Annotated in this window: 24 protein-coding genes; 15 read left to right on the forward strand and 9 right to left on the reverse strand. The window is 71.7% G+C overall.

Annotated elements, in window-relative coordinates; translation table 11 throughout:
- Window positions 1–37: 37 nt before the first annotated feature.
- The 3 genes from dprA (at window position 38) to ACY34K_RS21135 (ending at window position 2923) form a co-directional block, all read left to right on the forward strand.
- Window positions 38–1207, forward strand: coding sequence for a DNA-processing protein DprA (dprA, locus tag ACY34K_RS21125; RefSeq protein ID WP_462749399.1), 1170 nt, complete (start codon window positions 38–40; stop codon window positions 1205–1207).
- Window positions 1208–1463: 256 nt separating this feature from the next.
- Window positions 1464–2300 carry an RNA polymerase sigma factor WhiG gene (gene whiG / locus ACY34K_RS21130; RefSeq protein ID WP_462749301.1) on the forward strand — a complete coding sequence of 279 codons (837 nt, stop codon included), beginning with the start codon at window positions 1464–1466 and terminating at the stop codon, window positions 2298–2300.
- Between the two features lie 53 nt (window positions 2301–2353).
- Window positions 2354–2923, forward strand: a complete 570-nt coding sequence (locus ACY34K_RS21135; protein WP_462749401.1) for a TetR/AcrR family transcriptional regulator — start codon at window positions 2354–2356, stop codon at window positions 2921–2923.
- A gap of 109 nt (window positions 2924–3032) precedes the next feature.
- Here the strand turns inward: ACY34K_RS21135 and ACY34K_RS21140 are convergent, their stop codons facing one another.
- Window positions 3033–3563, reverse strand: a complete 531-nt coding sequence (locus tag ACY34K_RS21140; RefSeq protein ID WP_462749303.1) for a murein hydrolase activator EnvC family protein — start codon at window positions 3561–3563, stop codon at window positions 3033–3035.
- 211 nt (window positions 3564–3774) lie between these two features.
- On the opposite strand from ACY34K_RS21140, the gene rpsB reads away from it, so the two are divergent.
- The 9 genes from rpsB to ACY34K_RS21185 all read left to right on the forward strand — a co-directional run bounded on the left by rpsB (window position 3775) and on the right by ACY34K_RS21185 (window position 13688).
- Window positions 3775–4656: a 30S ribosomal protein S2 gene (gene rpsB / locus ACY34K_RS21145; protein WP_462749306.1), complete on the forward strand. Its 882-nt coding sequence runs from the start codon at window positions 3775–3777 to the stop codon at window positions 4654–4656.
- 144 nt (window positions 4657–4800) lie between these two features.
- On the forward strand, window positions 4801–5637 hold the full coding sequence (gene tsf / locus ACY34K_RS21150) for a translation elongation factor Ts (protein WP_462749307.1): 837 nt from the start codon (window positions 4801–4803) through the stop codon (window positions 5635–5637).
- Window positions 5638–5797: 160 nt separating this feature from the next.
- A complete protein-coding gene (pyrH, locus tag ACY34K_RS21155) occupies window positions 5798–6562 on the forward strand; it encodes a UMP kinase (RefSeq protein ID WP_462749308.1) in 765 nt (254 codons plus the stop codon).
- A gap of 134 nt (window positions 6563–6696) precedes the next feature.
- Window positions 6697–7254 (forward strand): ribosome recycling factor, encoded by a 558-nt coding sequence (gene frr / locus ACY34K_RS21160; RefSeq protein ID WP_462749309.1) that lies wholly within the window; start codon window positions 6697–6699, stop codon window positions 7252–7254.
- Complete coding sequence (locus tag ACY34K_RS21165; RefSeq protein ID WP_462749310.1) at window positions 7254–8426, forward strand: phosphatidate cytidylyltransferase; 1173 nt, start codon at window positions 7254–7256, stop codon at window positions 8424–8426. Before frr ends, ACY34K_RS21165 begins: the two co-directional genes overlap by 1 nt.
- Window positions 8427–8518: 92 nt before the next feature.
- Complete coding sequence (rlmN, locus tag ACY34K_RS21170; protein ID WP_462749313.1) at window positions 8519–9649, forward strand: dual-specificity RNA methyltransferase RlmN; 1131 nt, start codon at window positions 8519–8521, stop codon at window positions 9647–9649.
- Window positions 9650–9882: 233 nt separating this feature from the next.
- Window positions 9883–10971 carry a thiamine ABC transporter substrate-binding protein gene (locus ACY34K_RS21175; RefSeq protein WP_462749315.1) on the forward strand — a complete coding sequence of 363 codons (1089 nt, stop codon included), beginning with the start codon at window positions 9883–9885 and terminating at the stop codon, window positions 10969–10971.
- Between the two features lie 86 nt (window positions 10972–11057).
- The gene (locus ACY34K_RS21180) at window positions 11058–12671 is read left to right on the forward strand and encodes an ABC transporter permease (protein ID WP_462749403.1); all 1614 of its coding nucleotides are present in this window, start codon (window positions 11058–11060) and stop codon (window positions 12669–12671) included.
- Window positions 12672–13688 carry an ABC transporter ATP-binding protein gene (locus ACY34K_RS21185; protein ID WP_462749317.1) on the forward strand — a complete coding sequence of 339 codons (1017 nt, stop codon included), beginning with the start codon at window positions 12672–12674 and terminating at the stop codon, window positions 13686–13688. It begins immediately after the preceding gene.
- A gap of 13 nt (window positions 13689–13701) precedes the next feature.
- Here the strand turns inward: ACY34K_RS21185 and ACY34K_RS21190 are convergent, their stop codons facing one another.
- The 6 genes from ACY34K_RS21190 to ACY34K_RS21215 all read right to left on the reverse strand — a co-directional run bounded on the left by ACY34K_RS21190 (window position 13702) and on the right by ACY34K_RS21215 (window position 20228).
- Window positions 13702–15072, reverse strand: coding sequence for a sensor histidine kinase (locus ACY34K_RS21190; protein ID WP_462749318.1), 1371 nt, complete (start codon window positions 15070–15072; stop codon window positions 13702–13704).
- Window positions 15073–15114: 42 nt separating this feature from the next.
- Complete coding sequence (locus ACY34K_RS21195) at window positions 15115–16029, reverse strand: DMT family protein (protein ID WP_462749320.1); 915 nt, start codon at window positions 16027–16029, stop codon at window positions 15115–15117.
- Between the two features lie 246 nt (window positions 16030–16275).
- Entirely contained in the window at window positions 16276–17451 is a 1176-nt protein-coding gene (locus ACY34K_RS21200) for a hypothetical protein (RefSeq protein ID WP_462749322.1), read from the reverse strand.
- Complete coding sequence (locus ACY34K_RS21205) at window positions 17433–18161, reverse strand: ABC transporter ATP-binding protein (protein WP_462749324.1); 729 nt, start codon at window positions 18159–18161, stop codon at window positions 17433–17435. Before ACY34K_RS21205 ends, ACY34K_RS21200 begins: the two co-directional genes overlap by 19 nt.
- A 196-nt stretch (window positions 18162–18357) precedes the next feature.
- Window positions 18358–19737 (reverse strand): aspartate aminotransferase family protein, encoded by a 1380-nt coding sequence (locus ACY34K_RS21210; RefSeq protein WP_462749325.1) that lies wholly within the window; start codon window positions 19735–19737, stop codon window positions 18358–18360.
- Entirely contained in the window at window positions 19722–20228 is a 507-nt protein-coding gene (locus ACY34K_RS21215) for an Lrp/AsnC family transcriptional regulator (protein ID WP_462749326.1), read from the reverse strand. Before ACY34K_RS21215 ends, ACY34K_RS21210 begins: the two co-directional genes overlap by 16 nt.
- Window positions 20229–20414: 186 nt before the next feature.
- Between ACY34K_RS21215 and ACY34K_RS21220 the strand changes: the two genes are divergently transcribed.
- Both ACY34K_RS21220 and ACY34K_RS21225 read left to right on the forward strand, forming a co-directional pair.
- Window positions 20415–21851, forward strand: coding sequence for a gamma-aminobutyraldehyde dehydrogenase (locus tag ACY34K_RS21220; protein WP_462749329.1), 1437 nt, complete (start codon window positions 20415–20417; stop codon window positions 21849–21851).
- A 413-nt stretch (window positions 21852–22264) separates the two neighbouring features.
- A complete protein-coding gene (locus tag ACY34K_RS21225) occupies window positions 22265–23149 on the forward strand; it encodes an SDR family oxidoreductase (RefSeq protein ID WP_462749331.1) in 885 nt (294 codons plus the stop codon).
- A gap of 36 nt (window positions 23150–23185) precedes the next feature.
- Here the strand turns inward: ACY34K_RS21225 and ACY34K_RS21230 are convergent, their stop codons facing one another.
- Window positions 23186–25093, reverse strand: coding sequence for a serine/threonine protein kinase (locus ACY34K_RS21230; protein WP_462749333.1), 1908 nt, complete (start codon window positions 25091–25093; stop codon window positions 23186–23188).
- A 105-nt stretch (window positions 25094–25198) separates the two neighbouring features.
- Here ACY34K_RS21230 and ACY34K_RS21235 point away from each other — a divergent pair, with 105 nt between their 5' ends.
- Window positions 25199–25729 (forward strand): hypothetical protein, encoded by a 531-nt coding sequence (locus tag ACY34K_RS21235; protein WP_462749334.1) that lies wholly within the window; start codon window positions 25199–25201, stop codon window positions 25727–25729.
- Here ACY34K_RS21235 and ACY34K_RS21240 read toward each other — a convergent pair.
- Window positions 25692–26882 carry a serine hydrolase domain-containing protein gene (locus tag ACY34K_RS21240; protein ID WP_462749335.1) on the reverse strand — a complete coding sequence of 397 codons (1191 nt, stop codon included), beginning with the start codon at window positions 26880–26882 and terminating at the stop codon, window positions 25692–25694. The genes ACY34K_RS21235 and ACY34K_RS21240 overlap by 38 nt on opposite strands.
- Between the last annotated feature and the right edge of the window lies 1 nt (window position 26883).

The raw sequence follows: 26883 nt of genomic DNA on the forward strand, positions 1-26883 counted from the left end.
GCATCCGCCCGCGCCCCCGGCAAACGCGGAACAACCGATCACCGGCCCCGTGACGGACGACGAGCGACGGGCCCGCGCCGCCCTGACCCGCATCGTCGAACCGGGGGACCCACACAGCGGCCGCTGGCTGCGCGAACACGGCCCCGTAGAACTCCTCCACCGGCTGACCGCCCCCTCCCTCCCCGCAGGGGCACTCACCGGCGCGACCGGACGCCGCATCGAGGGACTCCGGCTACGGGCGGCACAGGCCGACCCCGACCGGGACCTCGCGGCCGCCCACACGGCCGGCGGACGGTTCATCGTGCCGGGCGACCGCGAATGGCCCAGCCAGCTCGACGACCTCCAAGACACCCGGCCCGTCGGACTCTGGGTGCGCGGCCGGGCAGACCTCCGCCGCTGGGCCCTGCGCTCCGTCGCCGTCGTCGGCGCCCGAGCCTGCACGGCATACGGCGCGCACACCGCGGCCGGCCTCGGCTCGGGACTCGCCGAACGCGGCTGGGTCGTCGTCTCCGGCGCCGCCTACGGCATCGACGGCGCCGCCCACCGGGGCACCCTCGCCGCAGGCGGCGCCACCGTCGCCGTGCTCGCCTCCGGAGTCGACAAGGTCTACCCCCGCGGCCACGCCGAACTCATCGCCCGCATCGCGGAACAGGGCCTCCTCGTCGGAGAGTTGCCACCCGGCGCCCACCCGACACCGAGCCGGTTCATCCTCCGCAACCGGGTGATCGCCGCACTCACCCGCGGCACCGTGGTCGTGGAGGCCGAGTACCGCAGCGGCTCCCTGGTCACCGCCCGGGCCGCCCAGCAGCTCGGCCGGCTCACCATGGGCATCCCCGGGCCCGTCACCAGCGGACTCTCCGCGGGCGTGCACGAACTACTGCGCGGCGAGGCCGTCCTGGTCACCGATGCCGCCGAAGTCGCCGAACTCGTCGGTGACATCGGCGACCTGGCCCCCGCCCGGCGCGGCCCCGTGCTGCCACGCGACGTCCTCGACCCGCTCAGCGCACGGGTGCTCGAAGCCCTGCCCGCCCGCGGAACGAAAGCCACCACGCCCGCCGTCGCGCGTGACGCCGGAACCGCCGTTGACGAGGCACTCGGCAGGCTGTACGAACTCCACTCCCTCGGATTCGTCGAACGCGACGGCGACACCTGGCAGTTGACGACCACCGCCGCGCGCCGCCCGAACACCCGGCGAGGCGGTACTTGACCTCGGGCATTCGGGTGAAAAGGTGATCCCGATGACCTTCGCAGCAGTGCCGGTGGCACCCGAGGAGCCGACGCGCACGCCGTCGGCCCCATTCGAAGATGCGGCCGACGGCGCGCCCTCACAGAGCCACGATCCAGGGACCTTCGCGCACTGCAACCACCCAGTCACGCTACGCTCACCAGAATTACCCCCGACGGCTCTCTTCCTTCCGCCATCCGTCCCCCTCAGACCACAGCAGAACGGCTCAAGGCAACGCATGCCCCAGCACACCTCCGGGTCCGACCGCGCCGCCGTGCCCCCCGCTGCCCGGGGCACCGTGCGGCCGCCCGCGCCCTCGTCCCTGGACGAGCTGTGGCGGTCGTACAAGGAAACGGGCGACGAGCGGCTGCGGGAGCAGTTGATCCTGCACTACTCGCCCCTGGTGAAGTACGTCGCGGGCCGGGTCAGCGTGGGGCTGCCCTCCAACGTGGAACAGGCCGATTTCGTCTCCTCCGGAGTCTTCGGGCTCATCGACGCCATCGAGAAGTTCGACATCGGCCGGTCGATCAAATTCGAGACCTACGCGATCACACGCATCCGCGGCGCGATGATCGACGAACTCCGGGCGCTGGACTGGATCCCCCGCTCGGTGCGGCAGAAGGCCCGAGCCGTCGAACGGGCGTACGCCACCCTGGAGGCGCAGCTGCGGCGCACCCCCTCGGAAAGCGAGGTCGCCGCCGAAATGGGCATCGCCCTGGAAGACCTGCACGCGGTATTCAGCCAGTTGTCCCTCGCGAACGTCGTGGCCCTCGAGGAGCTGCTGCACGCGGGCGGAGAGGGCGGCGACCGGCTGAGCCTGATGGACACCCTGGAGGACACCGCCGCCGACGACCCGGTCGAGGTCGCCGAGGACCGCGAGCTGCGCCGGCTGCTGGCCCGCGCCATCAACACCCTCCCCGAGCGGGAGAAGACCGTGGTCACCCTCTACTACTACGAGGGGCTCACCCTCGCCGAGATCGGCAACGTCCTGGGAGTCACCGAGAGCCGCGTCAGCCAGATCCACACCAAGTCCGTGCTCCAGCTCAGGGCCAAGCTGGCCGATGTAGGACGCTGACGCGCAGGCGCCCGCCGTAAAGTGGAGCCGTGCCCAGGATTCGAGCGGCCTCGGTGGCCGAGCACCGGACCATGCAGCGCGGCGCCCTGCTGGACGCCGCGCGTTCCCTGCTGTCCGAGGGCGGGACGGAAGCACTGACCTTCCCGGCCCTCGCCGAGCGCACGGGCCTCGCCCGGTCGTCCGTGTACGAGTACTTCCGCTCCCGCGCCGCCGTGGTCGAGGAGCTGTGCGCCGTCGACTTCCCCGTCTGGGCGGCCGAGGTCGAGGCCGCCATGGAGCGGGCGGAGACACCTGAGGGCAAGGTCGAGGCCTACGTCCGCCGCCAGCTGGAGCTCGTCGGCGACCGGCGCCACCGCGCCGTCGTCGCCATCTCGGCCAGCGAGCTGGACGACGGGGCGCGCGAGAAGATCCGTGCCGCCCACGGCGGGCTCATCGCCATGATCGTCGAGGCGCTCGGCGAGCTGGGCCAGGACCAGCCCCGGCTGGCCGCCATGCTGCTCCAGGGTGTCGTGGACGCGGCTGTGCGCCGTATCGAGCTGGGCGCCGCGGAGGACCCGCCGGCCATCGCCGACATGGCGGTCGCGATGGCCCTGCACGGTCTCGCCCGCCCGGCCGGCTCCTGACCCGGCCGGTCTCCTCCCCTGGGGCCCTCCCCCTCCCCCCCGCCCCCCTCCCCACCCCCACCCCTGTCCCCCTCTTCCCCCGGTGCCTCTCCCCTCCTTCCGGCCGCCGTCACGTCCCCGTCAGCGGGAGCAGTCGTGACGGCGGGCGGCGCAGTAGCGACGGGGGGAGGAGTGACAGTGGGTTGAGGTAGGTGTCGCCGCGGCGCAGTCCCCAGTGCAGGCATGTGTGTGAGCAGTGCGAGGACGACGGGCCCGTGGTCACTTCGGCCACCACTTGGCCGGCGGTGACCTGGGTACCGGCGGGGACGAGGGGCCGGACCGGCTCGTAGGTCGTCCGCAGTGGGGGGTCGCCCGAGGCGGGGAGGGTGATCGACAGGACGCCGCGGCCGGCCACCGGGCCCGCGAAGGAGACTTGGCCGGCGGCCGCCGCCCGTACGGGTGCGCCCGGCGGGGCGGCGAGGTCCACGCCGCGGTGGCCGGGGCCGTATGCCGAGGCGGGTGGTTCCCAGCCGCGGACGATCGCGGGGCGCGGTGGGCCCACCGGCCAGGCGGCTGTGGCGAGGGCGGTGAGGGCGAGAATCAGGGCGCTGCGGTACATGGGCAGGACTGTGCCGCAGGGGGGCGTCGTCGCGCTGATCATGGTGCGGATCTGTGGACTACCGGGTGGTTGTGGACAGCGCCGTCACCCGCCACCGCCAAGGTCCCGTACACTTCTTCTGGCGACCCGGGTCACCGGGTCGACTTCGCACGCCCCGCCACCGACCTCAAAATCGTGGCAGCGCTCTTCGGTCCTTCGTGGCGCAGCGCGTCGGGGCGTCAGGACACAACCGAGAATCCAAGGAGATACGGCCATGGCCGTCGTCACGATGCGGGAGCTGCTGGAGAGCGGCGTCCACTTCGGTCACCAGACCCGTCGCTGGAACCCGAAGATGAAGCGCTTCATCTTCACCGAGCGCAACGGCATCTACATCATCGACCTGCTCCAGTCGCTGTCGTACATCGACCGCGCCTACGAGTTCGTCAAGGAGACCGTCGCGCACGGCGGCTCCATCATGTTCGTCGGCACCAAGAAGCAGGCGCAGGAGGCGATCGCCGAGCAGGCGACCCGCGTCGGTATGCCGTACGTCAACCAGCGCTGGCTGGGCGGCATGCTCACCAACTTCTCCACCGTCTACAAGCGCCTTCAGCGTCTGAAGGAGCTTGAGGCGATCGACTTCGAGGACGTGGCCGCCTCCGGCCTCACCAAGAAGGAGCTCCTGGTCCTCTCGCGCGAGAAGGCCAAGCTGGAGAAGACCCTCGGTGGTATCCGCGAGATGCAGAAGGTGCCGAGCGCCGTCTGGATCGTCGACACCAAGAAGGAGCACATCGCCGTCGGTGAGGCGCGCAAGCTCCACATCCCGGTCGTCGCGATCCTCGACACCAACTGCGACCCCGACGAGGTCGACTACAAGATCCCGGGCAACGACGACGCGATCCGTTCCGTCACGCTGCTCACCCGCGTGATCGCCGACGCCGTCGCCGAGGGCCTCATCGCCCGTTCCGGTGTCGCCGCCGGTGACTCGAAGCCGGGCGAGAAGGCCGCCGGCGAGCCGCTCGCCGAGTGGGAGCGCGACCTCCTCGAGGGTGACAAGAAGTCCGAGGAGGCCGAGAAGCCGGCCGAGGCCGCCGCGGAGGCCCCGGAGGCCGCTCCGGCAGCGGAGGCGGCTCCGGCCGCCGAGGGCGAGCAGGCCTGACCTTCACGGTCCTGACCTGGGCGTGACGGCCGTAAAGGGCCGGGCGTCGCAGGGATCGGTTGTCGACGGCGGGGGCCACGAGCTCCCGCCGTCCACCCGTAGATCTTTGTAGATCTTCCAGACTTCGAGAGAGATTCACAGATCATGGCGAACTACACCGCCGCTGACGTCAAGAAGCTCCGCGAGCTCACCGGCGCCGGCATGATGGACTGCAAGAAGGCGCTCGACGAGGCCGAGGGCAACGTCGACAAGGCCGTCGAGGCGCTCCGCATCAAGGGCCAGAAGGGCGTCGCCAAGCGCGAGGGCCGCTCTGCCGAGAACGGCGCCGTCGTCTCCCTGATCGCCGACGACAACACCTCCGGTGTCCTGGTCGAGCTGAAGTGCGAGACGGACTTCGTCGCCAAGGGTGAGAAGTTCCAGGCCGTCGCGAACGCGCTCGCCGCGCACGTCGCCGCCACCTCCCCGGCCGACATCGAGGCGCTGCTCGCCTCCGAGATCGAGGCCGGCAAGACCGTCCAGGCGTACGTCGACGAGGCCAACGCCAACCTCGGCGAGAAGATCGTCCTGGACCGCTTCGCGCAGTTCTCCGGCGGTTACGTCACGGCTTACATGCACCGCACCATGCCCGACCTGCCCCCGCAGATCGGTGTTCTCGTCGAGCTCGACAAGGAGAACGCCGAGATCGCCAAGGGTGTCGCGCAGCACATCGCCGCCTTCGCGCCGAAGTACCTCTCCCGTGAGGACGTTCCGGCCGAGGTCGTCGAGTCCGAGCGCCGCGTCGCCGAGGAGACCACCCGCGCCGAGGGCAAGCCCGAGGCCGCGCTGCCCAAGATCGTCGAGGGTCGCGTCAACGGCTTCTTCAAGGAGGCCACCCTCCTCGGTCAGCCGTACGCGCTCGAGAACAAGAAGACCGTCCAGCAGATCCTGGACGAGGCCGGTGTCACCCTGAAGCGCTTCACCCGCATCAAGGTCGGCATCTGAGCCGGTACGCGCTCGACAAGGGAGCCCGCTAGGGTTGCCAAGTGGACGTCGGCCGCGTGAGCGCCGGACGGCCGCAGATCTGACGAGGAGGCCATTGCCGCGAGTGGACCACAACACCCACCGGCAATGGCCTTCTTCGTATGTGCACGAGGAGATCTCCATGAACCAGGGCGCCGCACAGGGCGACGACAACACCGGCAACAAGGCCGGCCGCTTCATGCTGAAGCTGTCCGGCGAAGCGTTCTCCGGCGGCACCGGCCTCGGCGTCGACCCCGACGTCGTACACGCCATCGCTCGCGAGATCGCCGCCGTCGTGCGCGACGGCGCGGAGATCGCTGTCGTGATCGGCGGCGGCAACTTCTTCCGCGGCGCCGAGCTGCAGGTGCGCGGCATGGACCGGGCCCGCTCCGACTACATGGGCATGCTCGGCACGGTCATGAACTGCCTCGCCCTCCAGGACTTCCTGGAGAAGGAAGGCATCGACTCCCGCGTCCAGACCGCCATCACCATGGGCCAGGTCGCGGAACCCTACATCCCGCTGCGCGCCGTGCGGCACCTGGAGAAGGGCCGTGTCGTCATCTTCGGCGCCGGTATGGGCATGCCCTACTTCTCCACCGACACCACCGCGGCCCAGCGAGCCCTGGAGATCGACGCCGAAGCGCTCCTCATGGGCAAGAACGGGGTGGACGGCGTCTACGACTCCGACCCCAAGACCAACCCGGACGCGGTGAAGTTCGACGCGCTGGAGTACGGCGAGGTGCTCTCCCGCGACCTCAAGGTCGCCGACGCCACCGCCATCACCCTCTGCCGCGACAACAACCTGCCGATCCTCGTCTTCGAACTGCTCGCCGCGGGCAATATCGCGCGCGCGGTGAAGGGTGAGAAGATCGGCACTCTCGTGAGCGACCAGGGCACCCGCACCTGATCCCGGTCCCCGGGGTGCCCCAGCGAGGGATGGACAAAGCCCTGCCGGTCGGACACCGTGCAGGAGACAGACGCGACGCAGGTTCCGCGGCCCTTTGTACGCCGGGCCTACTCATAGACACGCAGGAGCAAGTGGTGATCGAAGAGACCCTCCTCGAGGCAGAGGAGAAGATGGAGAAGGCCGTCCTGGTCGCCAAGGAGGACTTCGCCGCGATCCGCACCGGACGTGCGCACCCGGCCATGTTCAACAAGATCGTGGCGGACTACTACGGTGCCGTCACCCCGATCAACCAGCTGGCGTCGTTCTCGGTGCCGGAGCCGCGCATGGCCGTGGTGACCCCGTTCGACAAGAGCGCGTTGCGCAACATCGAGCAGGCGATCCGCGACTCCGACCTCGGCGTCAACCCGAGCAACGACGGCAACATCATCCGTGTGGTGTTCCCCGAGCTCACCGAGGAGCGCCGCCGGGAGTACATCAAGGTCGCCAAGACCAAGGGCGAGGACGCCAAGATCTCGATCCGTTCCGTGCGCCGCAAGGCCAAGGAGGCCATCGACAAGTTCGTCAAGGACGGCGAGGTCGGCGAGGACGAGGGCCGTCGTGCGGAGAAGGAGCTCGACGACACCACCGCGAAGTACGTCGCGCAGGTGGACGAGCTGCTCAAGCACAAGGAAGCCGAGCTTCTCGAGGTCTGATGAACGACTCTTCCTGGGGGGCCCCGCCGAGAGGCGGTTACTGGGGTCCGCCCGACCAGGGGTTCGATCCGGGGTTCGCTCCGGCCGCCCCGGCGGGTCCCGCCTACGATGGGCATGACGCACTGTATCCACCAGAGACGCAGCCCATGCCCATCGTGCCCGACGTTCCCGCCGGCGGACACGCCGGTGGAGGCCAGGACGACCGCGACCGGGGGACCGCTCCGCTGAGCGGTCCCCCGTTCCATGACGAGATGCCGCAGGAGCCCATGCCCAGCCCGCCGCCTGCGGCAGCCCAGCCGCCGGAGTCCCCGGAGCCGCAGCACTCCTCTTCGCAGCAGAGTCAGCCGAAGGAGAAGAAGCGGGCCGGCCGGGACCTGCGGGCCGCGATAGGGGTCGGCATCGGCCTCGGCGCGGTGATCGTCGCTTCCCTGTTCGTCTGGAAGCCGGTCTTCGTCGGTGTGATCGCCGTCGCCGTCATGGTCGGGCTGTGGGAGCTGACGTCCCGCCTGGAGGAGCGCAAGTCCATCAAGGCCCCGCTCGTGCCGCTCGCGGTCGGCGGCGCGGCGATGGTCGTCGCCGGCTATGTGCGGGGCGCGGAGGGCGCCTGGGTGGCGATGGCGCTCACGGCCCTGGCCGTGCTCGTGTGGCGCATGATCGAGCCGCCGGAGGGCTACCTCAAGGACGTGACGGCCGGTGTCTTCGCCGCCTTCTACGTTCCGTTCCTGGCGACGTTCGTGGCGATGATGCTGACCGCGGAGGACGGTCCGCAGCGGGTGCTGACGTTCCTCCTGCTCACGGTCGTCAGCGACACCGGCGCGTACGCGGTCGGCTGGCGCTTCGGCAAGCACAAGCTGGCGCCGCGCATCAGCCCCGGCAAGACCCGGGAGGGCCTGCTCGGCGCGGTGGCGTTCGCGATGGCGGCGGGCGCGCTGTGCATGCAGTTCCTGATCGACGGCGGCACCTGGTGGCAGGGCCTGCTGCTGGGCCTCGCGGTCGCGGCCAGCGCCACGCTGGGCGACCTCGGGGAGTCGATGATCAAGCGGGATCTGGGCATCAAGGACATGGGCACGCTGCTCCCGGGCCACGGGGGCATCATGGACCGCCTCGACTCGCTGCTGCCGACGGCCCCGGTGGTGTGGCTGCTGCTGGTCGTCTTCGTCGGAAGCGGCTGAGTCACCCCCCGGACCTGCGGTTCTTCCGCGAAGGGCTCGTCGTCCCCAGGGCGGCGAGCCCTTCGCCGTATCTCTGCGACACTGGTAGGACCATGCCCAAGCCCGGAGAACTCACTTTCGTCGCCCCGCGCGGAGCCAAGCAGCCGCCGCGGCACCTCGCCGACCTGTCGCCCGCCGAGCGCAAGGAGGCCGTCGCCGCGATCGGCGAGAAGCCGTTCCGCGCCAAGCAGCTGTCCCAGCACTACTTCGCGCGGTACGCCCACGACCCCGCCCAGTGGACCGACATCCCCGCCGCCTCCCGCGAGAAGCTCGCCGGGGAGCTGCTGCCCGATCTGATGTCCGTCGTGCGGCACGTCTCGTGCGACGACGACACCACCCGCAAGACGCTGTGGCGGCTGCACGACGGCACGCTCGTCGAGTCGGTGCTGATGCGGTACCCGGACCGGGTGACGATGTGCATCTCGTCGCAGGCCGGCTGTGGGATGAACTGCCCGTTCTGTGCCACGGGCCAGGCCGGGCTCGACCGCAATCTGTCGACCGCGGAGATCGTGCACCAGATCGTCGACGGGATGCGGGCGCTGCGGGACGGCGAGGTCCCCGGGGGGCCCGCGCGGCTGTCCAACATCGTCTTCATGGGCATGGGTGAGCCGCTCGCCAACTACAAGCGGGTCGTCGGTGCGATCCGGCGGCTCACCGACCCGGAGCCGGACGGCCTGGGACTGTCGCAGCGCGGGATCACCGTGTCGACGGTCGGCCTGGTGCCGGCGATGCTGCGGTTCGCCGACGAGGGCTTCAAGTGCCGGCTCGCCGTCTCGCTGCACGCCCCGGACGACGAGCTGCGTGACACGCTCGTGCCGGTGAACACCCGCTGGAAGGTGCGGGAGGTGCTGGACGCCGCCTGGGAGTACGCCGAGAAGTCGGGCCGGCGCATCTCGATCGAGTACGCGCTCATCCGCGACATCAACGACCAGGCGTGGCGTGGGGACCTGCTCGGCCGGCTGCTCAAGGCTGGGGGTCCCCCCGGCGGAGCCAGGGGGAGGGTGCACGTCAACCTGATCCCGCTGAACCCGACGCCGGGCTCCAAGTGGACCGCCTCCCGGCCCGAGGACGAGAAGGCGTTCGTCGAGGCCATCGCCGCCCACGGCGTACCGGTCACGGTGCGTGACACCCGTGGGCAGGAGATCGACGGCGCCTGTGGACAGCTCGCCGCCGCCGAGCGGTGAGCTTGTAGTCTGGGCTCGAACACACATCTGCACATTCCGACAGGGGAGCGCCACAGCGCTGAGAGTGCGGCACACGCTTTTCGAACAAGCACAGCGGCTGCAGACCCTCTGAACCTCGCCCAGGTCATTCTGGGTAGGAAGTTCGGTCGTTACTCGAGCTGTTGCGCCCTGCCCGCCGGGTCCCCGGCGGGCAGGGCCGCGTCTCTTCCTGGTCACACCCAGGAGGAATCTCAGTGAGCACCACCAAGAAGATCACGGTCGGGGCGCTGGCCGCGGCTCTGGGCGTCACGACGCTCACCGCCTGCGGCTCCGACGACCCGGCGTCGTCCGGCGGCACCACGTCCAAGACCGTGACGCTCGTCAGTCACGACTCCTTCAACGCCTCCCCGGCGGTCCTGAAGGAGTTCACCAAGGAGACCGGCTACACCGTCAAGGTGCTCAAGAGCGGCGACGCGGGCGAGGCCGTCAACAAGGCGATCCTCACCAAGGGCGCCCCGCAGGGCGATGTCTTCTTCGGCGTCGACAACACCCTCCTGTCCCGCGCGCTCGACAACGGTCTGTTCGACCCGTACGAGGCGAAGGGCCTGGACCAGGTCCCGGCCGCGGTCCAGCTCGACAAGGACAAGCACCGCGTCACGCCCGTCGACACCGGCGACATCTGCGTCAACTACGACAAGAAGTACTTCGCGGACAAGAAGCTGGCGCCGCCGCAGACCTTCGACGATCTCGCCGAGCCCGCGTACAAGAACCTCCTCGTCGTGGAGAACCCGGAGCGGTCCTCGCCCGGTCTCGGCTTCCTGCTCGGCACCGCGGCCCAGTACGGCGACGAGGGCTGGCAGGACTACTGGAAGAAGCTGAAGGCCAACGGCGTCAAGGTCGTCGACAGCTGGGAGCTCGCCTACAACCAGGAGTTCTCCGGCTCGGCCGGCGGCAAGAAGGCCAAGGGTGACCGGCCGCTCGTCGTGTCGTACGCCTCCAGCCCGCCCGTCGAGGTGCTCTACGCCCAGCCGCAGCCGAAGGAGGCGCCCACCGGCGTCTCGACCGGCACCTGCTTCCAGCAGACCGAGTTCGCCGGCCTGCTGACCGGCGCCAAGAATCCGGAGGGCGGCAAGGCGCTGATCGACTTCCTGATCGGCAAGAAGTTCCAGGAGGACATGCCGCTGCAGATGTTCGTGAACCCGGTGATCAAGGACGCGAAGCTGCCGGAGCTGTTCACCAAGCACGGCGCGCAGGCCGACAAGCCGCGTACGGTCGCCCCCGAGAAGATCGCCGAGAAGCGTGACCAGTGGATCCAGACGTGGTCCTCGCTCGTCCTGAAGTAGAGGCCGACCCGGAGGACGGCGGAAAGGTGCCTTCACCGGTCCGGGCCAGGCCCGGCCTGAAGGGTGCTGCCGTGCGCCTCGGGCTGATGGCGCTGCCCGTCGCCTTCTTCGCCGTCTTCTTCGCCTACCCCGTCGTCTCGATCGTCGGCCGCGGCCTGAAGACGGACGGCGACTGGCGGCTCGGGCGGCTCGGCGAGGTGCTGAGCCGCCCGGACATCCTCGACGTCCTCTGGTTCACCACCTGGCAGGCGCTCGCCTCCACCCTGCTCACCCTGCTGATCGCGCTGCCCGGCGCGTATGTCTTCGCCCGTCTCGACTTCCCCGGCAAGCAGGTGCTGCGCGCGGTGGTGACCGTGCCGTTCGTGCTGCCGACCGTCGTCGTCGGCACCGCGTTCCTCGCCGTCGTCGGCCGCGGCGGGCTGCTCGACGAACTGTGGGGCGTACGGCTCGACACCACCGTGTGGGCGATCCTCCTCGCGCATGTCTTCTTCAACTACGCCGTCGTCGTCCGCACCGTCGGCGGGCTGTGGGGGCAGCTCGACCCGCGCCAGGAGGAAGCCGCGCGGGTCCTCGGCGCCTCCCGGTTCGGGGCCTGGCGCCGGGTGACGCTGCCCGCGCTCGCACCCGCCGTCGCCGCGGCCGCCCTGATGGTCTTCCTCTTCACCTACACCTCCTTCGGCGTCGTGCAGATCCTCGGCGGACCCGCCTACTCGACCCTGGAGGCGGAGATCTACCGGCAGACGGCGCAGCTGCTGGACCTCTCCACCGCCGCCGTGCTGACACTGCTGCAGTTCGTCGCGGTGGGCGCGATCCTCGCCGTGCACGCCCGGACGGTCCGCCGGCGGGAGTCCGTGCTGAAACTCGTGGACGCCGCGCGGACCGCCCGGCGTCCGCACGGCGCCGGCCAGTGGGCGCTGCTCGGCGGGGTCCTGGCGAGCATCGTCCTGCTGATCCTGCTGCCGGTCGGCGTCCTGGTCGCGCGCTCCCTCGGCGGCCCCGACGGCTTCGGCCTCGCCTTCTACCGGGCGCTCCAGGACGCCGACGCGAGCGGCGGCACGTTCCTCGTCCCGCCGCTGGAGGCGATCTGGAACTCGCTCCAGTACGCCCTCGCCGCGACGGCCATCGCGCTGGTGATCGGCGGGCTCGCCGCCGCCGCGCTGACCAGGCGGGCCGGCCGGCTGGTGCGGGGCTTCGACGCACTGCTGATGCTGCCGCTCGGGGTGTCCGCCGTGACCGTCGGCTTCGGCTTCCTGATCGCCCTCGACGAGCCGCCGCTGGACCTGCGGTCCTCGTGGATCCTGGTGCCGCTCGCGCAGGCCCTCGTCGGTGTCCCGTTCGTCGTGCGCACCATGCTGCCCGTGCTGCGGGCCGTGGACGCGCGGCTGCGGGAGGCCGCCGCCGTGCTGGGGGCGTCGCCGCTGCGCGCCTGGCGCGAGGTGGACCTGCCGATGGTCAGGCGGGCCCTGCTGGTCGCGGGCGGGTTCGCCTTCGCCGTGTCGCTCGGCGAGTTCGGTGCGACCGTGTTCATCGCCCGGCCCGACTCCCCGACGCTGCCGGTCGCCGTGGCGCGGCTCGTCGGCAGGCCGGGTGAGCTCAACTACGGCCAGGCCATGGCCCTCTCCACCATCCTGATGGTGGTGTGCGCGGTGGCGCTGCTGCTGCTCGAACGTGTCCGTACCGATCGCTCGGGGGAGTTCTAGATGCTGGCACTGGAAGGCGTGACCGTACGCTTCGGGGCCCGCGCCGCCCTCGACGCGGTGGACCTGACGGTCCACGACCACGAGATCGTGTGCGTGCTCGGTCCGAGCGGCAGCGGCAAGTCGACGCTGCTGCGGGTGGTGGCCGGGCTGCAGCCCCTGGACGGCGGGCGGGTGCTGCTGGAGGGCTCCGATCTGGCCGGTGTGCCCGTGCACCGGCGGGGCGTGGGGCTGATGTTCCAGGACCACCAGCTGTTCCCGCAGCGGGACGTCGGCGGCAACGTCGCCTTCGGGCTGCGCATGCGCGGCGTGTCCAGGGGAGAACGGGCGGCGCGGGTCTCGGAGTTGCTGGAGCTCGTCGGGCTGCCCGACGCCGGACGGCGGTCGGTCGCCGCCCTCTCCGGCGGTGAGCAGCAGCGCGTCGCGCTCGCGCGGGCCCTGGCCCCCCGCCCCCGGCTGCTGATGCTCGACGAACCGCTCGGCCAGCTCGACCGGGGCCTGCGCGAGCGGCTCGTCGTCGAACTGCGCCGGCTCTTCGGCCGGCTGGGCACGACGGTGCTCGCCGTCACGCACGACCAGGGCGAGGCGTTCGCGCTCGCGGACCGGGTCGTGGTGATGCGGGACGGCCGGATCGCGCAGGCCGGTACGCCGCTGGAGGTCTGGCAGCGGCCCCGGTCCGCGTTCGTCGCCCGCTTCCTCGGCTTCGACAACATCGTGGACGCGACGATCCGCGGTGAGCTCGCCGACACCGCCTGGGGCAAGGTGCCGGTGCCACCGGGCAGCCGGCAGGGCCCGGCCCGGCTGCTGGTACGGCCCGCCGGGGTGCGGACGGGCGACCCGGCCACGGGGCTGCGCTGCGTGGTCGAGGGCCGGACCTTCCGGGGCACCCACGTCGCCGTGCGGCTGAGGCCCGCCGACGGGCCCCTCCTGGAGGCGGAGTGCTCCCTGCGCGACGCACCCGATGAGGGGGCCGAGACCGGGGTGACCTTCGACGCCGGGGACGTCGTGGTCCTGGACTGACACCGCGGCCGGGTCAGTCCCCGGCCGGTTCGTCCCGCACGGCGGCCGACAGGTCCAGGACCGCGCACGCGCCGCCCTCCGGGGGATTGGTGAACGCCAGGCGGGCGCCCAGCACCCGGGCCTGACCGGCGGCGATGGTCAGACCGAGGCCCAGCCCGCGGCCGACCGCGCTCGTGTGGAAGCGCTGCGGGCCGTGCGCCAGCAGATGGTCCGGGAAGCCCCCGCCGTGGTCGCGCACGCGCACCACCCCGCGCTCCACCTGGACCACGACCGGCGCGGAACCGTGCCGCAGGGCGTTGCTCACCAGGTTGGTCAGAATGCGCTCCACGCGCCGGGAGTCGGTCTCCACGAACGCGTCGGCAACGATGTCGACCCGTACGCCGGCGCCCGCCTCCTGGCCGGCGCCCGCCTCCTGGCCGGCGCCCGCCTCCTGGCCGGCGCCCGCCTCCTGGCCGGCGCCCGCCTCCTGGCCGGCGCCCGGATCGTCGCGGGCGGTGGCGCCGTCGTGGGCGGTCGTGCCGGCCGGGTCGCCGCCCCCGGGCCGTGCCTCCGCCGGGGCATCGACGGCGCGGACCGCGCGCCGGGCGAGGCCGCTCAGCTCCACCAGCCGTACCTCGGCCTCCTCGCCGCCGTTGTCCAGCCGGGCGACCTCCAGGACGTCCTCCATCAGGTCCCGCATGCGGGCGACCCGTTCCTTGACCATCGACTCGGCCCTCCCGTCGGGGAGCAGTCCGGCCGCGGCGACCAGTCCGGCGACCGGAGTGCGCAGCTCGTGCGCGATGTTCGCCGTCACCTCACGCTCGGCGCGCAGCCGCTCGGCCAGCGCCTCCGCCATGGTGTTCACGGCCCGGGTCAGCGTGGAGATCTCGTCCCGGCCGCTCTGGGGGAGCCGCGCGTCCAGGTCGCCGTCGGTGATCTGCTCGGCACGCCGGGCGGAGAGCCGCAGCCGGCGGCCGAGGCGGGTGGCGAGCAGCAGTCCGATGAGCGTGGCGACCGCGGTGCCGACGACCCCCGCCCGCAGCATGCCGCTCTGCAGTTCGTCCGACAGCGGATCCTCGCGCTGCTTGAGCGCGAGGACGTGGCCGTTGTGGTAGGTCGCGGCCCAGATCTGCCTGCGGTCCCCGTTCTGCTGCACGAAGGTGGCGCGGCGGCCGTTGAGGACCATGTCGCGCAGCTCCGCGGGCAGGTTGGGCGGATCGACCTTCATGCCGAACCTGGGAGGGCCGCCGCTCGACTCGTACATGTGCTCGGCGAGGAGCAGTCGCTCCATCGCCTGGTCCCGGGCCCGGTCCTCCAGCAGCCGCGGCACCTGAATGCCCGTCACCAGCGCGGCGAGCGCCGCGGTGGCGGTGATCGTGGCACCTATCTTGAGCCGTAGCCCCATGTCTCATCTCCCCTGCCCGGGAGTCTACGAGGCGCCCGTCCGTCAGCCGACGGGTGTCAGTTCCCTCGGCTCCGGCTCGGCGACCGGGGCGGCCTCCCCCTCCGGGGCGCCGAACCACGCGACCGCGACAGCGCCCGCCACGGCCAGGACGAAGCCGGCGATCGCCAGCCAGCCGAGGCCCGGCCGGGACGCGTCCCCCAGCCAGAGCACGCCGATCATGCCGGGCAGGACCGTCTCGCCGACGACCAGTGCCGCCGTGGCCCCGTTCACCGAACCGATCTGCAGGGCGACCGTGTGCAGGTACATGCCGCCGACACCGGCGACCAGGATGGCGTAGAGCGCCGGATCCGCGAGCAGCGTGCCGAGGTCGAACGGGTCGACACCGTCCAGGACGCGCACCCCGACGCCGAGCGCGCCGAAGCCCAGGCCGGACAGCAGACCGGCGAGGATCGCGGCCCGCGCGCCCAGCAGCCGGACGACCACGGTGCCGCCCACCATCAGCAGCAGCGAGATCGCCAGCAGCCACCAGTGGGTGGAGACCGGAGTGTCGCCGCTGCCCTCGGGTCCGGCCGCGGTCGCCAGCAGGACGAGCGCCGAGCAGACGACCGCGATGGAGGTCCACTCGGCCCGGTTCAGCCGGATGCCGAGGAGCTTGACGCTCAGTACGGCGGTGATCACCAGGTTCGCGCTGATCACGGTCTGGGAGAGGAACAACGGCAGCATCCGGGCGGCCAGCGCGCCGAGCCCGAAACCGACGAAGTCGAGGATGGTGCCGACGATGAACTCCCAGGTCATCGCGGCCTTGGCGGTGGACTGCAGGCTGGGGCCGCCGTGCTGGGTGGTGAGCCCGGCGGCGGCCTCGCGGCGGGCGGACTTGCGGGAGCCGACGGCTTGCAGGACCGAGCCCGTGCCGTAGCAGATCGAGGCCGCGACGGCCGTCAAGAGTCCTATGAGCACGTCGGGCTCCTTCGAACGGTTGCTTTTCCGTCTGCCAGACGTGAGTTCGGGCCCGCGAGTTGCTTCTGTCGTGGTTCGTTACGTCTTAAACAAGTCCGCCGGTCAAGGCCGCGGTCGTGGCCGTGCCGGGCTGAGGGCGCCATGCGGCCACGCGACGGGCCGCCCTCACGCGGCGGCCGCCGGCTCGTCTCGCCGCCGTCTCGCCGCCGCGGCGACGCCGGGCCCGAGCGCCCCGCGGCGTTCGGCTCAGCCCTGCAGGGGCAGAGCGGCCAACTGCGCCACCGTCCAGGTGAGCGGGGCGAATGCGGCCAGCAGGGTGAACGCCCGCAGCGCGGCCGCCGTCCGCAGCAGTCCCGCCGACGTACCGAGGCGCAGCAGCGCCTCCTTGATGTCCAGCCGGGCCTGCCGGGTCTCCAGGGCCGAGGTGATCAGGGTCGCGGTGGTGCAGGCCACCACCACGCCGGCGGCGAGCCCGGTCAGCGGGCCGAGCGGCTGGGTGCCGTCCCGCTCGTACAGCGCGGTCGCCGCGATGGTCGCGGACGCCACCACACACGCCACGCCCAGCGGCCGGCCGACGCGCCGGGCCTCCTCCATGAGGCCGCGCCCCGCGAGCAGCCGGGTCGCACCGGGCCGGAAGGCCTGGAGCAGGCGCCCGCACAGATGGGTGAGGCCGGGCCCGGCCACGGCCAGGCCGAGTGCGGTGAGCACCCATCCGGCCGCCACCAGCGGCGTGCTGCCGCCGAGACCGCCGGGCAGGCCGAGCGCCGGTCCGGAGGCCGGGCCGCGTGCCGCGTACGTCTCCACCGCGAGACCGATCGCCATCAGCGCCACGCCCCACGGCAGCCCGGCCGGGGGCGCCTGCGGCGCTTCGTCGGCCTCCGGTGTCCGTGGCCCGTCCGTGGGCAGGGGCTTGCGGCGCGGGCGGAGGGCGAGCGCCGCGGAGACGGACGCCACGAGCGGGACGACGGCCATCAGGGTCAGCGCGGCGGCGAGGGGGAGGGGCCGCCCGGCGGCCGTCAGCGCGGCGGCGTCCCCGTCGAACGGCATGCCGGTGATGTCCCCCCGCAGGTGCAGGAAGACCAGCAGCGCGATCAGGGAGCCGAGCGTGCAGGTGACGGCGGTCGACGCGGCGGCCAGCGCGGCCAGTCGCGCCGGGCCCATCCCGATGGCCGACAGACCGGGCCGTGGCCGGGTGGCGGGGTCGGTGCGGGCCACGGCGACGGCGAAGTGCGCGGTGGCCGCGGTCGGCAGCAGGCACCACAGGAGGCGCTGCACGGCCTGTGGTGACGCGCCCGGGTTCGCCACGGCGTACGCCAGCGTGCACAGCAGCAGGAAGCCGGTGGCGGCGGCAGCCGCCGCCACGAGCAGTCGGCGCGCCAGGACCAGGGGGTGGGCGCCGCGGGCTAGACGGAGAGCGAGCACGCGTCGCGGCCCTCCGCTCCGTTGAGGTGGACGGCGTTGACCCGTCGGCCGTCGAGGAGGGCGACCGTCCGGTCGGCCAGCCCGGCGACCTCGGCGTCGTGGGTGGCGAGGACGACGGTGATGCGGTGGGAGCGCGCGGCGGCGGTCAGGGTGCGCAGGACCTGTGCCGCGTCCGCGCGGTGCAGTGCCGCGGTCGGTTCGTCGGCGAAGAGGACCGCCGGTGTGGTCACCAGGGCGCGGGCGACCGCGATCCGCTGGCGCTCCGCCTGGCACAGCGCGCGGGGCCGCTTGCGGGCGCTGCCGCCGACGTCCAGCCGCTCCAGCCATTCCAGGGCCGTCGCCTTGGCGGAGCGGTGCGACGAGCCGTTGAGCAGCAGGGGCAGGGCGGCGTTCTCCCAGGCGGTGAGCTCGGGGACGAGGTCGGGCTCGGGGCCGATCCAGCCGAACCGGTCGCGGCGCAGCCGTTCGCGCTGGAGCGGCGACATGGTGTGGACGGGGGCGCTGTTGAACCAGACCTCGCCCTCCCGGGCGACGAGCTGGCCGGACAGACAGCGCAGCAGGGTGGTCTTGCCGCAGCCGCGCGGGCCGTGCACGGCGAGGATCTCTCCCTCGCGCACGCCGAGGGAGACACCTTGCAGCGCGAGCGAGCCGTTGTGGGAGTGGTGCAGGGCGCGAGCCCAGAGCACGTCGTTGTCCGGCGGGGCCACCATGGCGTACACCTCGGTATCAGGTCTGTTGTGTCGTCCCCCGTACGTTCCTCCGTACGGGGGAACGAAGGCAGAGCCGATCGGTCACTGGCACGGTAGGTATACCGGACCGGGGTGGACGCACAGCACGCGGCCCGGGTCCGCCCATCTCACTCGGATGGGGCAGGACCCGGGCCGCGTTCAGCCTACGATCGGACGATCAGAGCTTGGTCCAGGCCTCGGTGAGGGTGGCCCGGAGGATCTGCTCGATCTCGTCGAACGTGGACTGGTTCGAGATCAGCGGCGGAGCCAGCTGGACGACCGGGTCGCCGCGGTCGTCGGCACGGCAGTACAGGCCGTTGTCGAACAGCGCCTTGGAGAGGAAGCCGTACAGGACGCGCTCGGTCTCCTCGTCGTTGAAGGACTCCTTGGTGTTCTTGTCCTTCACCAGCTCGATGCCGTAGAAGAAGCCGTTGCCGCGGACGTCGCCGACGATCGGCAGGTCGTGCAGCTTCTGCAGGGTCGACAGGAAGTTGCCCTCGTTGTCGAGCACGTGCTGGTTGAGCTTCTCCTCCTCGAACAGGTCGAGGTTGGCGAGACCGACGGCCGCGGAGACCGGGTGGCCACCGAAGGTGTAGCCGTGCAGGAAGGTGTTGTCGCCCTTGTAGAACGGCTCGGCCAGCCGGTCCGAGACGATGCAGGCGCCGATCGGGGAGTAGCCCGAGGTCATGCCCTTGGCGCAGGTGATCATGTCCGGCACGTAACCGAACTTGTCACAGGCGAACGTGGTGCCCAGGCGGCCGAAGGCGCAGATGACCTCGTCCGAGACGAGCAGCACGTCGTACTGGTCGCAGATCTCGCGGACCCGCTGGAAGTATCCGGGCGGCGGCGGGAAGCAGCCGCCGGCGTTCTGCACCGGCTCCAGGAAGACCGCGGCCACCGTGTCCGGGCCCTCGAAGAGGATCTGCTGCTCGATCTGGTCGGCGGCCCAGCGGCCGAAGGCCTCGGGGTCGTCGCCGAAGAGCGGGGCGCGGTAGATGTTGGTGTTCGGCACCTTGTGCGCGCCGGGGACCAGCGGCTCGAAGGGGGCCTTCAGACCGGGCAGACCGGTGATCGACAGGGCGCCCTGCGGGGTGCCGTGGTAGGCCACCGCGCGGGAGATGACCTTGTACTTGGTCGGCTTGCCCTTGAGCTTGAAGTACTGCTTGGCGAGCTTCCAGGCGGTCTCGACCGCCTCACCGCCGCCGGTGGTGAAGAAGACCTTGTTGAGGTCGCCCGGGGCGTGGTGGGCGAGGCGCTCGGCCAGCTCCACGGCCTTCGGGTGGGCGTAGGACCACACCGGGAAGAAGGCGAGCTCCTCCGCCTGCTTGGCGGCGACCTCGGCGAGCTTCTTGCGGCCGTGGCCCGCCTGGACCACGAACAGACCGGCGAGGCCGTCGAGGTAGCGCTTGCCCTTGTCGTCGTAGATGTAGGTGCCCTCACCACGCACGATGGTGGGGACGGGTGCGTTCTCGTACGACGACATGCGGGTGAAGTGCATCCACAGGTGGTCGTAGGCGGTCTTGGAGAGGTCCTTGCTCACGGCTATCGGGTTCCCCACATATAGGTCTGCTTCTTGAGCTTGAGGTAGACGAAGCTCTCGGTGGAGCGCACGCCGGGGAGGGTGCGGATGCGCTTGTTGATCACATCCAGCAGGTGGTCGTCGTCCTCGCAGACGATCTCCACCATCAGGTCGAAGGAGCCAGCGGTCATCACCACGTACTCGCACTCGGCCATGGCCGTCACCGCGTCCGCCACCTGCTCCACGTCGCCCTCGACGTTGATCCCGACCATCGCCTGACGGCGGAAGCCCACGGTGAGCGGGTCGGTGACGGCGACGATCTGCATCACGCCTTGGTCGAGGAGCTTCTGGACGCGCTGCCGGACGGCCGCTTCGGAGAGGCCCACGGCCTTTCCGATGGCGGCGTACGGACGGCGTCCGTCCTCCTGGAGCTGTTCGATGATCGCCAGGGAGACGGCGTCGATCGTCGGCGACGATCCGTTTCCGCTCCTGGACTCTGCGCTTCGACTGGCCACACATTCACTCTGCACCGAGACCCGTCGGTCTGGCAACCCCAGATCGATGAAATTCGTTGTTGAAGGGATCTGATCTCACTGAATCCGAAGTTCTGGAGCGTCGGGCCTGTCGAAAGCGTCGCAGCAGCGACTAGGGTGTGAGTGTCCAGTACGTGGACACCCTGGTTACCGAACCCACGAGACCGACAGGAGGGGTGGCAAGTGACCACCGAGCTGCGTCGTCTGCGCAACTACATCAACGGGGAGTTCCGGGACGCCGCCGACGGACGGACCATCGACGTGGTCAACCCGGCCACCGGCGACGTGTACGCCACTTCTCCGCTCTCCGGGCAGGCGGACGTGGACGCCGCCATGCAGGCGGCCGCGGCCGCCTTCCCCGCCTGGCGCGACACCACGCCCGCGGAGCGCCAGAAGGTCCTGCTCAAGATCGCGGACGCCTTCGAGGCCCGCGCCGAGGACCTCATCGCGGCCGAGTCGGAGAACACCGGCAAGCCGCTGGAGCTGACCCGCACCGAAGAGATCCCGCCGATGGTGGACCAGATCCGCTTCTTCGCCGGTGCGGCCCGCATGCTCGAAGGCCGCTCGGCCGGCGAGTACATGGAGGGCATGACCTCGATCGTCCGCCGCGAGCCGGTGGGCGTCTGCGCCCAGGTCGCGCCGTGGAACTACCCGATGATGATGGCCGTGTGGAAGTTCGCCCCGGCCCTGGCCGCGGGCAACACCGTGGTCCTCAAGCCCTCGGACACCACCCCGGCCTCCACCGTGCTGATCGCCGAGATCATCGGTGAGATCGTCCCCAAGGGCGTCTTCAACGTCATCTGCGGCGACCGCGAGACCGGCAGGGCCATGGTCGAGCACCCCGTCCCCGCGATGGCCTCCATCACCGGCTCCGTACGCGCCGGCATGCAGGTCGCCGAGTCCGCCGCCAAGGACGTCAAGCGCGTCCACCTGGAGCTCGGCGGCAAGGCGCCGGTCGTCGTCTTCGAGGACACCGACATCGACAAGGCCGTCGAGGACATCTCCGTGGCGGGCTTCTTCAACGCCGGCCAGGACTGCACGGCCGCCACCCGCGTCCTCGTCCACGAGTCCATCCACGACGAGTTCGTCTCGGCCCTGGCCAAGGCCGCCGCCGAGACCAAGACGGGGCAGCCGGACGACGAGGACGTGCTGTACGGCCCGCTGAACAACGCCAACCAGCTGAAGCAGGTCACCGGCTTCATCGACCGCCTCCCGGCGCACGCCAAGGTCGAGGCGGGCGGCCACCGTGTCGGCGACAAGGGCTTCTTCTACGCCCCGACCGTCGTCTCCGGCCTCAAGCAGGACGACGAGATCGTCCAGAACGAGGTCTTCGGCCCGGTCATCACGGTCCAGTCGTTCCGCGACGAGGAGCAGGCGCTGGAGTACGCCAACGGCGTCGAGTACGCGCTCGCCTCCTCCGTCTGGACGAAGGACCACGCCCGCGCCATGCGGATGTCCAAGGCCCTCGACTTCGGCTGCGTCTGGATCAACACCCACATCCCGCTGGTCGCCGAGATGCCGCACGGCGGCTTCAAGAAGTCCGGCTACGGCAAGGACCTGTCGGCGTACGGCTTCGACGACTACACACGCATCAAGCACGTGATGACGTCGCTGGGCTGACACACCGCCGGACGGTGAGCGCGGGCGGGCCGGGGTTCCTCTCCCCGGCCCGCCCGCCGCCGTTCGCGGGCACCGTGCCGCCGGGCCCCGCCCGCCGCGCCGGCGACGCGAGAAGCCCCGCGGCGGGAGACGCCCCGCGATGGGAGAACGCCCGCAGCGGGAGACGGCCCGCGGCGGGAGACGCCCCGCGATGGGAGAACGCCCGCAGTGGGAGACGGCCCGCGGCGGGAGACGCCCCGCGATGGGAGACGCCCGCAGTGGGAGACGGCCCGCGGCGGGAGACGCCCCGCGATGGGAGACGCCCCGCGATGGGAGACCGCCCGCGACGCGAGAGACCCCGCGTGTCCCGCGATGGGGTGACGGCCCGCGTGTTCGGCGCCCGGGACGCCCGCGCCCCAGCAGGGTGTTCTGCCATGGAGAAGACCGTCGTGGTGACCGGGGCCAACAGCGGGATCGGGCTGGAGACGGCGGTGCTGCTCGCCCGGCGGGGCTTCGACGTCGTCGGAACCGTCCGCAGCACCGAGAAGGCCGAGGAGCTGCACGAGACCGCCCGGCGGCGTGGGACCTCCCTGCGCACCGCCCAGCTCGACGTCCGGGACGCCGGTGCCTGCGCGCGGGCCCTCGACGAGATCAGGGCGGCGACCGGCCGGCCCGTGTGGGGACTGGTCAACAACGCCGGGATCGCCCCGGCCGGATCGATCGCCGACCTCCCCGAGGAGCGGATCCTGGAGGTCCTGGAGGTCAACCTGCTGGGCCCCGCCCGTCTCTCCCGGCTCGTCGTGCCACAGATGCGCGCCCTGCGCGGCGGCCGGATCGTCAACGTCTCCTCGGTCGCCGGGCGGCTGTCCACGCCCTTCCTGGGCTGGTACTGCGCCAGCAAACACGCCCTCAAGGTCGTGAGCCACTCCCTGCGCATGGAGGAGCGGCGCCACGGCATCGCCGTCGTCCTCATCGAGCCCGGCATCATCGACACCCCCATCTGGCCCCGCATGATGGAGCCCCTGGAGGAACAGGGGACGTCGCCCTTCGCCGATCTGTACGCCCAGCAGGCCGCCCCCATCGTGCACGCCGCGTCCCGCCGCCCCGGCCCCGCCCGCGTCGCCCACGCCGTCCACCACGCGCTCACCGCCCGCCACCCGCACGCCCGCTACGCGGTCGGACACGAGGCCCGCTGGCTCCCGCTGCTGGAGAGCCTCACCCCGATGACGGTGCGCGACTACGCCAAGGAGGCGGCGGTCGGCCTGCGTGCCGCCCCGCCCCTGCTGGCCAGGGCGCTGCGGTACTGGCGCTCCCGGTAGCCGGCGGCCCGCGGCCACCGCGCTCCGGCCCCCGCGTCAGGGGGAGATGCGGTTCAGCTCCTCCCGGCTGACGCCCTCGGGACGGTCCACCCGGTCGACGTAGAGCTTCCCCTCACCGGCCGGGGTGATCACCATCGTGCCCTTGGCCGGGCAGGTGCTGTCACCGGGGTCGAGCGGGCCGAGGACCAGCCGGTCGTTGTGCGCACCGACCAGCGTGGACTTCCACCGGCAGTCCTTGTACGGACCCGCGCCCGTGGCGGTGGCGACCTCCGAGCCGGTCGCACCCTGCTTGATCGTCAGTCTCAGCTGGTACAGAGCCGGCTTCGCCGGCAACTCCCAGGTGCCGAGGAACTTCGGGTGGACCGCGACCCGGCTCGTCTCGGCCGGCTTCAGCGTCGCCGTACGGCCCAGCATCTGCCACTTCAGCGTGCCGTCCGGCATCGCCTCCAGGGTCTGCTGCGGCGGCGGTTCGCAGTCCTTCGTGCCGCTCGGCACGGACTTCTTCTTGTTGCCCTCGCCCAGGACGATCTTCTGCCCGGACACCGACTGGAGCGGGCTGCGGCCCTGGCACATCGCGTGCGGGAAGGTGTAGGTGACCGTGGCGACCAGGCCGTCCTTCTCGCCCTGGACGATGTCGAAGCGCCCCTGCAGGTCGGAGTCGGGGCCCAGCCGCATCACGCCCTCCCAGGCGCCGAGGTGCGCGTCCGGCACGGCGCCGACGGGCTCGGCGGGGGTGCGCGGATCGTCCTCGCCGACCAACAGCCCGATCAGGAAGAGCACGACGATGCCCATCACCGGCAGCCCGACCACGATCCCCACGATGAGCGCCGCTATACGCCCCCCGCTCATCCCGCTCCGGACCGGCGCGGGCGCCGGCAGCGGCATGGACGGCGGCATCGTGACGGCCACGGGGGCCGACGCGTACGGATACGCCTGCGACCCGGGCGGTGGTGTCTGGAACGCCGTGGGCGCGTACGGCGACGGCGCCTGGGTCCGCGGTCCTGGCTGCTGCACCACCGGGTGGGCGGGCGCGGCGGCCGGGGCCTCGGCGTCCAGCAGCTGTGCCGCCCGCCGGCCGAGCTGCGCGAGGAGCGCGCCGGGCAGCCAGGCCCCGGCCGGCTCGGCGTCCCGGGTGGCGTCGATCAGCTCGGCGACCGAGGGCCGGCCGGCCGGATCCTTGATCAGGCACGCCCGGACCAGGCCCGCGACCTTCTGCGGCACCCCTTCCAGATCGGGCTCCTCCTGCACGATCCGGTACAGCACGCTGTGGATGCCGCTGTCGGCGCCGCCGAACGGCGTCCGTCCCGTCGCCGCGTACGCGAGCACCGCCCCGAGGCAGAACACGTCCGAGGCGGCGGTGATGTTCTCGCCGCGCACCTGCTCCGGCGACATGAAGCCGGGCGAGCCCACGACGGCGCCCGTGCGCGTCCGGACATCGCCGCCGGCGCCGTGCGCGTCCAGCGCCCGGGCGATACCGAAGTCGATCACTCGCGGGCCGTCGACGGTCAACAGGATGTTGGAGGGCTTCAGATCCCTGTGCACCAGGCCCACCGAGTGGATGGCCTCCAGCGCCTGGGAAAGCCCGCTCGCCAGCGCCCGTACGGACGTGTCGGGCAGCGGCCCGTGGTCCTTGTCGACAACCTCCGACAGTGAGGGGCCGGGAATGTAACCGGTCGCCACCCATGGCATCGCGGCTCCCGTGTCGGCGTCCAGCACCGGCGCCGTCCACCGTCCGCCGACCTTCCGTGCGGCGGCCACCTCCTGAGCGAACCGGCGCCGGAACTCACCGTCCTGTGCGAGCTGACGGAGGATCAGCTTCACGGCGACGGTACGGCCGCCCTCGCTGCGCGCGAGATAGACGCGGCCCATCCCGCCTTCCCCGAGCCGGCCGAGGAGACGGTAGGGGCCTATCCAGGCGGGGTCTTCAGCGCTGATCGGTTGCACCCTCGGATCTTCGCACAAGGGCGTGCCGGCGCCCGCGCCGAGGGCCGGACCGCACCTCCCACACCCGCCGTAAAGAGGGCGTAAACCCCCGCGTACGCTGCGGACATGAGTGAAATCGGTGCCCTACGGCGGCGTATACGCGTGTGGCTGGTCCTCTTCATCGTGTGTCTGGTCCTGAGCGGGGCGACCGCCTTCCCGCTCGTCACCGAACTGCGCCTCATGGAGGACGCCCTGACGTCCTGGGCCGCACCGGTCGCCGACACCTTCCCCGGCCTGCTGGAGTGGATCGAGCGCGTCCGGGCCGGAACGGACACCGCCGACGCGCGGTACCCGTTCCTGCTGTACGGGACGGACTGGCTGGCCTTCGCGCACCTCGTGATCGCCGTGGCCTTCTACGGCCCGTACCGCGACCCCGTGCGCAACATCTGGGTCATCGAGTTCGGCATGATCGCCTGCGCCGGCATCATCCCGCTCGCGCTGATCTGCGGCCCGATCCGGGGCATCCCCTTCTGGTGGACCGTCATCGACATGTCCTTCGGTGTCTTCGGGGTGCTCCCGCTGCTCGTGGTGCACCGCAAGATCAAGCGGCTGGAGGCGCTCACGGCGCCGGTCGGGGTGCGAACGCCGCTCGTATGATCCGCTCGGCCACCGGGTTCATCCCCTTGCCCTTCGCGTCGGTGGAGTTCACCGAATAGACGAGGGTGCGGGACAGATTCTCGGTGGCCGCGATCAGCGCGTTGTAGCCCCACCGGCCGCCGGTCTTGAGCCACAGCACCTGGCCCTCCGCCTCGAACCGCTGCAGCCCGGCGCTCATGGTCGCCCCCGGCACCCCCTTCGGCAGCGTGAACATCTCCTTCAGCAGCGGGCCGCGCACCACCTGCCCCCGGAACAAGGCGGTCAGGAACCGCTCCAGATCGGCCGTCGTCGAGACGATGTCGCCCGCGGCCCAGCCGTCCGTGACGCCCCACACGGTCACGTCGCGCAGTTCAGTGGTGCCGTCCGGCAGCGGGAACACCTGGTACCCGTGGTTGTGCGGGCCGCGGATCCGCGGCGAGGTGCCGGGGAAGTACGTGTCGCTCAGGCCGAGCGGGCGCAGAATCCGCCGCGTGACCCGGTCCGCGTACGCCTCGCCCGTGACACGCTCGATGAGCAGACCCGCCACCGTGTAGCCGATGTTGCTGTACCGCTGGACCTCCCCGGGCGGGGCGACCCGCGCCTTGGCGGTCGCCGAGGCGACGATCGCCCGCGGATCGTGGACGTCGAAGCGGTGGGCGTACCACTCCTCCACGTTCCGGCCGGGGACGTCGCCGTCCGGCAGCCCGTGCGTGTGGTCCAGCAGCTGCCGCACCGTCACCCCGCCGTACGCCGCCGGGATCAGGTCCGGCAGGTACCGCCGCACCGGCGCGTCGAGGCGCACCTTCCCCTCGCCCGCCAGCTGGAGCACCGTCGCCGCCGTGAACACCTTGGTCACGGAGCCGGCCCGGAAGCGGGCGTCCGGGTCCGCCGGCCGGCCGGTCTCCAGGTCGTGGACCCCCGCGCTGCCGCGCCAGCCGCCGTGGGTACCGCCGACACGGACCAGCGCCGCGGTCGCGTCGGCGCTCGGCAGCCCCGCGAGCGCGGCCCGCAGCGCGGGGACGTTCGGGCCCTGGTCCGTCGCGGTGCCGGGCGCCGTCGCGGCGCCCGGAGGCACGGTCCGCGCGGGGCCGGCGCCCGCGGGGACGGCGAGTGGGCCCGCCGAGACGCCGAGGACGAGGGCCGCGGCGATCAGCGCACGAGTACGTGCGTGCATG

The organism is Streptomyces sp. STAM6, assembly GCF_054963715.1.

Bases quoted from the DNA above. Each gene is read 5' to 3' on its own strand.
- whiG (WP_462749301.1), top strand. From the start codon at position 1,464: ATGCCCCAGCACACCTCCGGGTCCGACCGCGCCGCCGTGCCCCCCGCT.
- ACY34K_RS21140 (WP_462749303.1), bottom strand. From the start codon at position 3,563: ATGATCAGCGCGACGACGCCCCCCTGCGGCACAGTCCTGCCCATGTAC.
- rpsB (WP_462749306.1), top strand. From the start codon at position 3,775: ATGGCCGTCGTCACGATGCGGGAGCTGCTGGAGAGCGGCGTCCACTTC.
- tsf (WP_462749307.1), top strand. From the start codon at position 4,801: ATGGCGAACTACACCGCCGCTGACGTCAAGAAGCTCCGCGAGCTCACC.
- pyrH (WP_462749308.1), top strand. From the start codon at position 5,798: ATGAACCAGGGCGCCGCACAGGGCGACGACAACACCGGCAACAAGGCC.
- ACY34K_RS21165 (WP_462749310.1), top strand. From the start codon at position 7,254: ATGAACGACTCTTCCTGGGGGGCCCCGCCGAGAGGCGGTTACTGGGGT.
- rlmN (WP_462749313.1), top strand. From the start codon at position 8,519: ATGCCCAAGCCCGGAGAACTCACTTTCGTCGCCCCGCGCGGAGCCAAG.
- ACY34K_RS21180 (WP_462749403.1), top strand. From the start codon at position 11,058: ATGGCGCTGCCCGTCGCCTTCTTCGCCGTCTTCTTCGCCTACCCCGTC.
- ACY34K_RS21185 (WP_462749317.1), top strand. From the start codon at position 12,672: ATGCTGGCACTGGAAGGCGTGACCGTACGCTTCGGGGCCCGCGCCGCC.
- ACY34K_RS21190 (WP_462749318.1), bottom strand. From the start codon at position 15,072: ATGGGGCTACGGCTCAAGATAGGTGCCACGATCACCGCCACCGCGGCG.
- ACY34K_RS21205 (WP_462749324.1), bottom strand. From the start codon at position 18,161: ATGGTGGCCCCGCCGGACAACGACGTGCTCTGGGCTCGCGCCCTGCAC.
- ACY34K_RS21225 (WP_462749331.1), top strand. From the start codon at position 22,265: ATGGAGAAGACCGTCGTGGTGACCGGGGCCAACAGCGGGATCGGGCTG.
- ACY34K_RS21235 (WP_462749334.1), top strand. From the start codon at position 25,199: ATGAGTGAAATCGGTGCCCTACGGCGGCGTATACGCGTGTGGCTGGTC.
- ACY34K_RS21240 (WP_462749335.1), bottom strand. From the start codon at position 26,882: ATGCACGCACGTACTCGTGCGCTGATCGCCGCGGCCCTCGTCCTCGGC.